Origin of the sequence: uncultured Tateyamaria sp., assembly GCF_947504105.1 — a bacterium.
Lineage (GTDB): Bacteria > Pseudomonadota > Alphaproteobacteria > Rhodobacterales > Rhodobacteraceae > Tateyamaria.
Genome location: NZ_CANNGP010000073.1, coordinates 1 through 11,100, shown reverse-complemented (window position 1 = coordinate 11,100; position 11,100 = coordinate 1). Strand labels below are relative to the sequence as shown.

The following is an 11,100-nucleotide window of genomic DNA, read 5'->3' as shown; positions in this document are numbered from 1 at the left end:
GGCGCGACGATCCTTGCCAAGCTGACGAATGCAGACCTTCGTTGCGACGGCTGCGAACTGGAACGATGCGGGACAAAGCGGCCTTGTGCAGGCGCGGCTATTGCTGACGCAGCATTCGTTCGCACTCGCAGCACCGTTTCTTTTGCAGTGCGGCAGCGTCGTCAAAGCGGTCATTCACAGGCGCCAAATTTGCCAAAACCCAGACCGCCTCTTCGCCGCAAGTCGTTCCAACCAACTAGACGCGGGACAAAGCGGCCTTGTGCAGGCGCGGCTATTGCTGACGCAGCATTCGTTCGCACTCGCAGCACCGTTTCTTTTGCAGTGCGGCAGCGTCGTCAAAGCGGTCATTCACAGGCGCCAAATTTGCCAAAACCCAGACCGCCTCTTCGCCGCAAGTCGTTCCAACCAACTAGACGCGGGACAAACCCGGCATTGGCGTTTTGGCGTGTTGCTGATGCAGCATTCGTTTGTATGCGCTACACTCTTTTTGCTGCGTTGCAGCCTACTTCACGAAAGCTGTCACTGCTAAGAGGTTTCACGGGGTCCCGGGGGACGCCATGCCCGCCCTTCGTCTGGCGGGCGGGTATGGATCCGGAAAGGGGTCGTGTCCAGCGAAGAGCAGAATTGGGTGCTAAAGTCGGATGGGGACTGGATTCTATTCAGCCGGAGCCGACCCCTTGCGTAGACTGTTGGATATCTGTACCTGCAAAGTCGTTAGAAATTAGCCTGTTCGCGATTGCTTTTGCGAACCGATCTGGACTACCCGGCGCAAACGGCAAGCTCAGCGAAGGCTCTGAGATCTCCAGTTCAAGAAGTACAGGGGCACCATTTTGGTCCTCGACTAAATCAACACGGGCATAAAGTAACGGTGATTCCAATCCGAAGGTCTTGGTCACTGCCTTTAGCGCACTTACTCCCACTTCCCTTTCTGCCGGAGAAGCTGCTCGCGCCGAGCGCATGTCAGTGCTTGGAACATTTACTGTGCCGTCGGGCATTAAAAGTGCCGCTTTTCGGATAGCATGACTGTAGTGGCCGTCGAAAAAGATCATATCCGTTTCGCCACGCTCATCAATCGAAGTGAGGTATGGTTGAATGATGACGCTGTGACCAGTTGCGAAGAGCGCTTCGACATGCTGTATGGCAGTTTCGATGTTTTGGCGCGTGAAGCGACCAACGTTCTGGGAATAAGCGCCAACCGTTGGCTTTATGACAAGTTCATTACACTCAGGGTGATCTTCCATAAAGGATTGGAGGCGGTCACCGATCTTCGCATTTAGAGCCAAAATTTCTGTCGGCACGATAGGGACATCAAGTGCTTCCAGGTCCTTCAAATACGTTTTGTCCAGACCCCAACTGATAACTGCCAGCGGGTTGATGAGGTGAGTCTGCGCATCAACACGAGCGCACCAGTCTCGAAACCTCTTGAGATGTTTGGTGTAGCTCCAAGGCGACCGTAGCAGAACGGCATCATACTTTCCCCAGGGAACGCTGGGATCAGTCCATTCAACTACTTCGGGCTGTACTCCTTGAGCAACGCAGGCATCAGTCAGCAAGTCCATATCGAAGTCGATTGGCAAACTTTCTGGATCGGTGACGAGGGCAACATGCTTCATTTTTTTCAACCTTATTGACTGAGAATGCGAGGGTGTGTTCACCACGGAATAATCCGGTCGAGATGGACATATGATCCGGAAGGTCCGTTTGATCCAAGTAGCGCCATTTGGACGCTAGTACGGGCTCCTTCGGGTATCTCCAAATCACCAAGCCCATCGTTCATGTCGGTTTTGGTGTAACCGGGGTGAACGGCATTCACTTTGATCGGCGTATCCCGCAGCTCGTATGCAAGATGCGCGGTCCAGGAATTGACCCCACATTTCGACGCACTGTAAGCAGGCAATGACTTGAACATGTCACTGTAGGCATAAGAGCTGCGATCGCTATGGGTTCCTACTGAACCCAAGAGGCTAGAAACATTGACAATACGCCCTGCTTTACTGTTTCGGATTAGCGAGAGCAGAGCTTGCGTAACTTCAACTACGCCGAAGAGGTTAGTTTCGAACGTCTCCCGCCACTTCCACATGGGTTGTCCAGATGGCGCGATACCATAGTCCTCAATTCTTATGGCTGCGTTGTTGACCAATATATCGAGGCGGCCAAAGGTACTGGCAATCCAGTCCGCAGCGTGACTAACCGATTCTGGGTCGGTCACGTCCAACTGGATCGGAGTGGCAATCAGCTTTTGGTCGCAAAGCGTTTGAGCCGCAATATTGGCGTGCTCAAAGCTTCTACCGGACAGCAGAACATGAGCGCCCGATTGTGCGATCTGACGCGCAATTTCAAATCCTATTCCACGGTTAGCTCCGGTCACCAAAGCAATCTTTCCAGCATCTTTTTTCATAAGACGAATTCCTCCCTTGGTGCCACAACTGGTGCTGCGCGAACGACCGGAGACTTCCGTCCGAGATCGGAAAGGAAGCTAGCGATAGGTGCACCGAACGACGGAATATCGACGAGGAAGGCGTCGTGGCCCTGATGGCTGTCCAGTTCAGTAAACTGGGTTCTTGCGCCAGCGGCGCGTAAGCCATCGGCGATCTGGCGTTGTTGATATAATGGAAATAGAATATCTGTATCCGTGCCCAGGACCAAAGCGCGTTCCAGCGTGAGTTGTGACAAAGCTCTGTCGGCACACCCGTTCTCGTGGTCTGCAAGATCAAACAAATCAATGCACTGGCTCAAGTACAGATAGGAATTTGGATCAAACCCACGCAGGAATCTCCTTGTATGGCATTCGAGATAGCTCTCGACGGCAAACTCTGGGCGACATAGCACTCCGCCTCGCTGGCTAGCTGAACCACTTGCGGCTAGATTTCGGCCAAATCGCGCTTGCCACTCAGTCGCAGACCGATAGGTGATAAGCCCAAGTTTTCGAGCGATCGACATACCCGCAAGCGGGTAACTCTCATTGCTGTACTGTCCAGACCGCCAGTTTGGATCGTCTTGGATAGCCTGTCGCTGAAGCGAGCGCACGGCTAATGCGAACGGAGCTGCATGCGCGGCGCTCGAAACACTAATATGAGTGCGAGCGAGACCGGGATGACGAGAAATCAGAGATAGTGCGCTCATGCCGCCCATCGAGCAGCCGATCACGCATGCCAAGGTCTCGATTTCAAGGGCGCGCACGGCAAACGCTGCCGCATCTGCAATGTCCTCGATGCTGAGTTGAGGGAAATCAAGTCTGTACGTGAGAGTATTGTCGGGAACAAGAGATGCCGGACCGGAAGAGCCCTTACAGCTTCCCAACGAGTTGACACAGATTACAAACCATGTGTCGGTGTCGATGGCTTTGCCAGGACCAACCATACGTTCCCACCAGCCGACTTCCCGGTTCGTGGGCGAAGAGGCGGCGTGCGCATCCGGTGACAATCCGGTTAGGATGAGAATTGCGTTGTCGCGCCCCCGCGAAAGTGTCCCCCAAGTTTCAAACGCCAAGATGCCTCTCTTGAGACACCCTCCATGTCTCATGGGGAAAACCTCTGGCAACGACAAGAAGCGACTTCCAGGCGGGATAAATTCACGACTGGAAGGGGTGGGTAGCTTGGTCAATGGCTGTTCCAACATTGCATATGTCCTCCTTTTCAGACGAGAACGCGGGGGCGTGAGGTGTATAGATCAGGCTGTTTCCAACTCGCGGTCCAGTGAATCGAGCCATTCGTCATCCGACCCTTCGCTCACATCTTCCATGAGGAATGTGGATAGATAACGTTCACCTGTATCCGGCAGCATGGCCAACAAAACAGAACCGCGCGGAGCGCTATGCGCGACCTCAAGAGCCGTCGCGAGCGTTGCCCCAGCTGAAATACCAACAAAGATGCCTTCTTCAGCAGCCAGGCGACGTGCTGTGTCGCGTCCGACTGTTTCGTTTACGGGTTGTAGCTGGTCGATGACGGTCTGGTCCATGACGCTTGGTACGAAGTTTGGGGCCCACCCTTGAATTTCGTGCAGATTCCACGACTTTCCGGCCAGAACCGCTGCGTTTTCAGGTTCCGCGCAGACCACTTGAACATCTGGTCGAGCACATTTCATCATTTGACCAACTCCGGTCAATGTTCCGCTGGTGCCAAAGCCAGTCACGAAATAGTCGAGGCGTTTTCCTGCGAAATCGCTCAGAATTTCGGTTGCAGTCGTTTCACGATGGTAGGCTGGGTTTGCAGGGTTATCGAATTGCCGTGCCCGGAACCAGCCGTGCTTGTCCGCCAGGTCATCGGCGATTTTGTTGCCTCCACTGCTGCCCAACTCACCAGGAAAAAGCAGCACCTTGCCGCCATATGCTCTGATCAGCTTGCGCCTTTCGAGTGAATAGGTGTTCGACATTACAGCGACAAATTTGTAGCCGCGAGCTGCCGCTACCATAGCCAGCGCTATGCCCACATTGCCGGACGTGCATTCAACGATTGTGTCTCCTGGCTTCAGTTGTCCTTTTGCTTCAGCGTCAAGGACTACGGCGAGCGCAAGCCGGTCTTTCACCGAACCGCCTGGATTGAAAGATTCCACCTTGACGTAGATGTCCACATGCTCTGGTGGGATTCGGTGCAGCTTTACAATCGGCGTCCGGCCAATGGTATCTAGAATGCTATCATATAGTGGCATAAGCGAACCCTCCTTCAAAAACAAAGGCTGTAGGGCCTGTCAATGTGATTGGTGCCTGATGATTGTCAGGCCAAGATATCTGAAGCGTCCCACCAGGCATCGAAACTGAGACATCTCGACTGACCCGGCCTTGCTGCATCAGGTACGACGCAGCAGCACAGGCACCGCTTCCACATGCGAGGGTTTCTCCTGCGCCGAATTCGAAGACGCGCAACCGCAAGTGATCTGGATCAACAATTTCAACGAAACTGATACAAATGGTGTCCGGCAATTCAGGTGCGTTCTGAAGCAGCCGTCCTACTGTTTTGACGGGTGCACCCTTTAGATCCTGAACCTCGATCACGGCATGTGGATTACCCATCGACACGATGCCAAAGTGAATGACATTGCCCTCAGGTGTTTCGAGTGAATAGGGTGGGCTTTGCTGCTTAAAGCCGTGAAGGGGTAGCGCATCCGGATCGAAAGACGGCGGTGGCAACTTAACGGAATAGGTATGGCTACCGAGTGATATGATTTCGATTGGCCCAGACGGGCTATCAAGTTCGAAAGCGTCAGAAGCGGCGAGCCCGGTTCTTTGAGCCCATGCAGCAATGCATCTGGCACCATTTCCGCATTGCTGTGAAGTTTTCCCGTCAGAGGTCCATATGCGGTACGAGATCAATGCGCGAGGCGACCGTGGCGGCTCAATCCCAAGCACAAGGTCGCACCCGATCCCGGTGTTACGATCGGACATGGCCGCACATAGTTCGGGCGTTGGCTCCGAACGTCCCCGCAGATCAAGAACGACAAAGTCGTTGCCGGCACCGTGCATCTTGATGAATGGGATGTTCTCAAGCCCGGTCAAACTACTGCCTCCGGCTCAAGCAATGGGTCGATTATGCTCAGGATGTGCTTCAACGGCGCGCGACTCTCGGATTCCGAAAGCGGTGCGTGGAACTCTGCAAGTTCCAAGCCGACAAGTTGCCCAGAGGGAATCGCCTGGAAAATCTCGCGCAATTGTTTCGGCAGAAACCCGTGCGGTACACTGTAATCCGCAGGTATGTGGCCTGGCTCCATTACATCCCAATCAACATGTATCCAGACTGGTGCTTTTCCCACGGCCTCGCGTACGGCGTTAGGCGTCGCCTCCTCTGGCGGCAAAATCCGGACACCTGACCTACGCAGCTGCGCCAGCTCCTCGGCGTCGATGTCGCGTGCGCCGACCAAAATCACCTGATCAGGGCGCAGCCCTTTTCCGTGCCCACTGTCCCAAAGACCACAAGCCCCGGCCAGCACCATACCACCCAAATATCCGGAGTCCGTGGTATCGGGCGTGTTGAAATCGCCGTGTGCATCGACCCAAAGCAGTATGGCTTCCGGATACCGCTCAGCAAGGGTCGGCAGCGAGGCAAGACTGGCCGAGCAAGTATTGGCGACCATGATAGGTGTTCGGCTTGCTTCGATGCTGTCCGCAATGGCGGCCTGCAGGCAGGCCAAAGTCTGCTCTGCCTCTGGAAGGCTGAGCGTCCAGTCGTCAGTTTTCGCAGGCTCAGGCGTTCCGAAATATTTCCCTTTGAGTCCTAGGGCATCTTCCAGCATTCGCGCGGTCTGCAAAGCGCCCTCGATTGTGCGGTCTTTGCGATCTGCTATTCGTCCTTGGGAAACTATGAGTTCGAACATTTCTACTGTGTCCTTCTGGGATTACGTTGGAATTTCTGAATCAGGCGAATTCAACTTACGTTAAGTTGTTTCAGTTCCTTTCTCTCCGGCACGTTCGGAGGCCGAATGGTCACCGGCATGTGGGCAATTCTGGGTGGTGCTAAGCGACTGGTCCGATTTGAAGGGGCATCTATCTGTACGGATCTCGTTTTTGTCGGAGAGGCTGTACTGCCACCACTCAAGGCTATCTTCCCCATAGGACCCAAGTTGAGGACAGTGTGGCTGACCATCGTAAGTAAGAATTCGGTCGCGGATGTTCGCCCGAGCTCTGCGACCGGCAGGGGTATCGCCTGCAACTTTGTCAAACCGCTCGCGCGGATTGATGACCAATTTGAAATGTTTCCCTAAATTTCGGCTTGCCCGGCTTTGGTGAGCTGGATTGCTCATATTGCAGAAAATTGGCATCCCGCTAAAGCACATCGACCAAGCCGTCGAGCTGGGATCATACGGTACTTCCTTGGGCCAGGGCTGATTGTCCAATGAATGAAGGCGTTGGAGCGTTCGCCATCCAAAGGCGTGATATTCTTCGACGCGGCGGGCCGAGATCGCGTTTTCTGAAAATGCAACGACCAGTGGATAGGCCGTGTTTAAATCGCCATTCCAATCTGAACTCACCTCGACAAAGGCCATGAGCCCCCTTGCCAAACGTTTCATATCTTGCAGGCCATTTCCTTCGACAAAGATAAACTTCAGCAGGCCCTTACGAATTGCGTTCTTTGAAAACACACACGGAAAACCGTTCTCGTTGGCCAAGCGCTCGGAAACGTCGTTGTAGGCTTCCCTGTGCCATCCCTGCGCAGTTGCTGCCACATAAGGTTGCGATTGCAATACTGTGACGCTCGTTGTGACACGCTGTTCAGTGCTCAATAAATCATTAGCAATTGTTGTCATGGCTTCAGAATTTCCCTTTATGAAATGGGTGCGATTTACCCTGACGTGCGACAACGCGTTCGCGGCTTTAGCCTGATTTGACCGCTGTTGCCGACTCACCGCGGAATGTTGGCTCTTCGGTTAGGTTTGTGGGTTCGGTACGGCCGGTCGATCTGCCTAACCATCCAACCGCAATTGTTATGGCGACGAGCAGCGAGGCAAAAACCGACATTGCTGTGAGAAGGCCAAACTTATCGGCCATGGCGCCACTTGCGATCGTTGGCAGCGAAAACCCAACATACGCATAGACGAACAACCCGGCAGCGGCGCGTGCGCGGTTATCCGGTGCACGGATCGCAAACTCCGATAGGCTCGACAAGTATGTAAATCCATAGCTGGCCGAACTTGTGATCGCCGTTCCAGCAAGAACCAGCCAGATTTCCTGGAGCCAGACGCCAACCAACACCGTGAGAAAGCCGAGCGGCACGAGAACAAGTCCAACTCTCAATGCGCTAATGCTCGTCAACCTACGGGCCAGCGGCTGCGACAGGAAACCGACAAAGATGGCCAGGAAAATGACTAACCCAGTATATGCGCCGAGTCCCTGCTCATGAAGTTGCAGCGGAACGACTGCAATGGTCATACCGGTGGTAGACCAGGCCAGCGCCAGCGCCATTCCGTATTGCCATGTTCTTTCAGGAAAGACAGGCAAACGCAGCATGGCCACTCTTTGCGGGTTGTCTGCTTTGGGTAGAGCAAGCACTACCAGCGCCAAAATTGGGGCAACGAGGAATAGAGCAACAAAGCTGACAGGCATAATGCTTGGCCCCCACTGGGCGAGACTGAGGCCGGTTGCCAGCGCGCCGCCCCCAAAGCCCAATGAAGTGGCGGACGTTACCAGCAATGTGGCTTGTCTCGTACGATCCTGACTAAATAACTCAGCCATGTATGCCGTCCCGGCTGTGGTAGCGAATCCTGTGGAAACACCCAGAACAAAACGGGCAAATACCAAAGAAGGCCACGTTGGAGCGACAACCAACAGAGCCGTTCCGCCGACGCCCAAGGCTAGAGCCATCGCCACTGGTAACCTGCGACCAATTCGGTCTGACATGCCGCCAAGCAAGATGAGCGTTGGCATCAAACCTGCTACATATGCGGCGAAGCCAATCGTGACCGCGGTTGCCCCAACACCGCTGTTCTCTGCATATACAGAGTACAGCGGAGCTTGCAGATTTACTGCATAGGTCGTGGTAAACAACGCGAACGCGAGAATCGCGTGGCTAAAGGTCTCTCGCATGGTGGCATCCTTCAGAAAATTAAACCTGAGGTTGACATGGAACCGCCGTTATCACAATTATTGTATTGTACTAATGACGGCGGAAAAGTGCTGAGGCCAAACATGGTTTATCTGGACCTAGCAGAAAAATTGGTAGCGCAGATCAAGTCCGGTGAAATCCCCCCAGGATCGCGTTTGCCGACACATAGGGCTTTTGCAGAGCAAAACGGAGTGGCTTTAGCGACGGCAACGCGTGCGTACAAAACACTGAAGCAAAGGAGCTTCATTGTAGGGGAACGCGGACGCGGCATGTTCGTCAGAAACCCAGAGTTACCGCTCACCCTTGGTATTGAACAGTTTGAGGATGCGCCGCCAGTTGACCTGGTGTTCAATATGCCAGCCGATCCCGGTGACGGGGACGTCCTACGGTCCGGTTTGCGTTGGCTCGCCAGACGCGGAGACCTAAATTCTGTTTTGCGCTATCAACCACATGGCGGGGTATTGAGTGAGCGTCGGACCATCGCTGCATATCTCTCAAACAGAGTTGGAAAAATAGATGCAGAGAACTTGTTCATCACATCCGGTGCCCAACACGGACTTTCTATTGTCGCCCTGGGTCTCCTAAAGCGAGGCGACATAGTTGCAACGGACCAGCTAACTTATCCGGGGTTTCGCGCAGTGGTCGGTTTGCGGGACCTTTCGCTACACTCAGTTGCTGAGAGAGAAGGAAGCATGAACCCTGAATCCTTGCTTCGTCTTTGCAAAACCAAATCAGTCCGCGCGGTCTATCTCACCCCTACCGTTCACAATCCACTAGGATCGGTGATGGACGAGAAAACGCGCCGGGAAATTGTCGCTGTCGCCCGACACTTTGACTTATTGATAATCGAAGACGGAGCCTACGATTTTCTTGAAACTGACCCGCCGCCAAGTTTTCTTCAACTTGCGCCGGAGCGGTCCGTTTACATTGGCGGTGTGTCCAAGGTTTTGGCTACGGGCCTGCGACTCGGGTACATAGTGGTGCCTCCGGACTTGGCTGGAGCTGTGACGATGGCGATCCGGGCAACAACCTGGAACACACCGGCTGTTATTACCGCATTGGTTACGCACTGGATCGAAGATGGCTCAATCTTGGAATTTGAGAACAGGCGTAGGGAGGCCGGTGCCCGAGGGCAGCGGCTTTGCCAAGAGTATTTGAACGGATACGATATCTGTTCCCATCAATACGCTAGTTTCACTTGGGTGCGATTGCCAAAGCGAAAGCGGGCTGATCCGATCGTAGCTATGCTGGCGGATAGAGGTGTCGCTGTTTCGTCGGCCGAGCCATATGCAGTGCCACCCGGCACGGATAATGCACTACGTCTGGCCTTCGGTGGAATCAGCGAGGAAGGGCTGAGGCTCAGTCTAAAAAGCATATGCAAAGTTGTAGACATGGCCTAGATCGATAATGAATCTAGGTTCAACTGGATAACAATTCAACATGGCAACATCAAACCTTCCACCTGTCGCTGATCGCCCAAAAAACCTGACATTGGCGAGACCGCCGCAAAGGTTCACAAAGTTGTGTGCTTCGTAGGTTGACCCCTCCAAAAAATGCTGCGCGATGCGCGAATGACTCGAAACCGCGCCGCGCCGTATCATGGAATTTCGTGCTTGTGCAGAATATTTGGCGTTGCGAGCGCGCGCAGCATAAAATCGAGAGGTCCGGTGAGGGCTCTTCAAGTTGATTTGCTGCTCACGGTTTGAATGACCGGTCTAGCCAGACCCCGGCGCACAAACATCTCCGTAGAGCCCACAAAGGCATGAACCGCTGCGATAAGTGATGTCTACGCGCTTCATGCCTTTGCTCCCGTTGTCGACCACTGCTCACAGTACCTGATGTGCATGATCAACCATTTGACCCTTGGTGATCATGCCCAATGACGCGGGCTGTCCAGCTCAATGACCGCAGTCATTTCATTGTTGGAAACGGCAAATCGTCAACCAACGCTGACAGTTTTGGGGCGATGGCTGCCGAATTCGGTGTGCCTCTTTCAGAGTTGGCTGCGGATATTGAAGCGAATTATTGAAAATCAAATATCTCGGCTGGCATTGACAGTAGCCAGATTCAAACTGCTCAACTCGGCAAAACTCCCGTAGATATCGTAGCGAGTTCTGAAATCTTTGCCTTGTCACAAAGATCAAGGTTCGATCGAAAGCGTACTCCTGTCACTCCGACCTCCAAATCGCCCCTAACTGCAGGAATTTCATCCATATTGTATATGGCAAGAGACTGCCGAGCCTTTTCCAAATCGAAAGCGACACCGGTCCCTGGAATCACACCGCCACGGAGGGTTTCGGACACCACGCTTCTCAATTTCAGCAGAGAGGCAAAATCGCCATTCAAACGTTGCTCTATCAAATCCTGAAGTCGTGAGACGTCAATGCCGCCAGTAGTGCGCTCAACCAATATGGATGCCGCAACGACACACACGTTAGTTTGAACATTGCATTGTTCGTATGAAAATTCATGTATTCTCTGGGGTTGTGAACTGTGTCTGACGTCAGCGCCTATGGGTCCAAATAGCGGTATTTGCTAAGAGAGGGTTTGTTGCTCATCGTGGCCACCA

General features: G+C 53.6%; 11 protein-coding genes. 3 read left to right on the top strand and 8 right to left on the bottom strand.

What is annotated here, in order from left to right; all coding sequences use genetic code 11:
• The first annotated feature begins 28 nt into the window (after nt 1-28).
• Nucleotides 29-529: a hypothetical protein gene (locus Q1A75_RS22430; RefSeq protein ID WP_299593139.1), complete on the top strand. Its 501-nt coding sequence runs from the start codon at nt 29-31 to the stop codon at nt 527-529.
• Between the two features lie 130 nt (nt 530-659).
• On the opposite strand, the gene Q1A75_RS22425 is transcribed toward Q1A75_RS22430, so the two are convergent.
• The 8 genes from Q1A75_RS22425 to Q1A75_RS22390 all read right to left on the bottom strand — a co-directional run bounded on the left by Q1A75_RS22425 (nt 660) and on the right by Q1A75_RS22390 (nt 8,512).
• Nucleotides 660-1,613 carry a hypothetical protein gene (locus Q1A75_RS22425; RefSeq protein ID WP_299546408.1) on the bottom strand — a complete coding sequence of 318 codons (954 nt, stop codon included), beginning with the start codon at nt 1,611-1,613 and terminating at the stop codon, nt 660-662.
• A gap of 38 nt (nt 1,614-1,651) precedes the next feature.
• A complete protein-coding gene (locus tag Q1A75_RS22420) occupies nt 1,652-2,398 on the bottom strand; it encodes an SDR family oxidoreductase (protein WP_299546406.1) in 747 nt (248 codons plus the stop codon).
• The gene (locus Q1A75_RS22415) at nt 2,395-3,618 is read right to left on the bottom strand and encodes a homoserine O-acetyltransferase (RefSeq protein ID WP_299546404.1); all 1,224 of its coding nucleotides are present in this window, start codon (nt 3,616-3,618) and stop codon (nt 2,395-2,397) included. The genes Q1A75_RS22420 and Q1A75_RS22415 overlap by 4 nt, the downstream gene beginning before the upstream one ends.
• A gap of 51 nt (nt 3,619-3,669) precedes the next feature.
• Nucleotides 3,670-4,647: a cysteine synthase A gene (cysK, locus tag Q1A75_RS22410; RefSeq protein WP_299546412.1), complete on the bottom strand. Its 978-nt coding sequence runs from the start codon at nt 4,645-4,647 to the stop codon at nt 3,670-3,672.
• A complete protein-coding gene (gene dapF / locus Q1A75_RS22405) occupies nt 4,634-5,491 on the bottom strand; it encodes a diaminopimelate epimerase (RefSeq protein ID WP_299593136.1) in 858 nt (285 codons plus the stop codon). The genes cysK and dapF overlap by 14 nt, the downstream gene beginning before the upstream one ends.
• Entirely contained in the window at nt 5,488-6,306 is an 819-nt protein-coding gene (locus Q1A75_RS22400; protein WP_299546402.1) for an arginase family protein, read from the bottom strand. The genes dapF and Q1A75_RS22400 overlap by 4 nt, the downstream gene beginning before the upstream one ends.
• A gap of 60 nt (nt 6,307-6,366) precedes the next feature.
• Nucleotides 6,367-7,236 (bottom strand): YqcI/YcgG family protein, encoded by an 870-nt coding sequence (locus Q1A75_RS22395; RefSeq protein ID WP_299546400.1) that lies wholly within the window; start codon nt 7,234-7,236, stop codon nt 6,367-6,369.
• 67 nt (nt 7,237-7,303) lie between these two features.
• Nucleotides 7,304-8,512: an MFS transporter gene (locus Q1A75_RS22390; RefSeq protein ID WP_299546398.1), complete on the bottom strand. Its 1,209-nt coding sequence runs from the start codon at nt 8,510-8,512 to the stop codon at nt 7,304-7,306.
• Here Q1A75_RS22390 and Q1A75_RS22385 point away from each other — a divergent pair.
• Together Q1A75_RS22385 and Q1A75_RS22380 are read left to right on the top strand one after the other, a co-directional pair.
• Nucleotides 8,492-9,931 (top strand): PLP-dependent aminotransferase family protein, encoded by a 1,440-nt coding sequence (locus Q1A75_RS22385; protein ID WP_299593133.1) that lies wholly within the window; start codon nt 8,492-8,494, stop codon nt 9,929-9,931. The two genes, Q1A75_RS22390 and Q1A75_RS22385, sit on opposite strands and share 21 nt — an antisense overlap.
• A gap of 479 nt (nt 9,932-10,410) precedes the next feature.
• Nucleotides 10,411-10,560 carry a hypothetical protein gene (locus Q1A75_RS22380; protein ID WP_299546394.1) on the top strand — a complete coding sequence of 50 codons (150 nt, stop codon included), beginning with the start codon at nt 10,411-10,413 and terminating at the stop codon, nt 10,558-10,560.
• Nucleotides 10,561-11,100 lie beyond the last annotated feature (540 nt).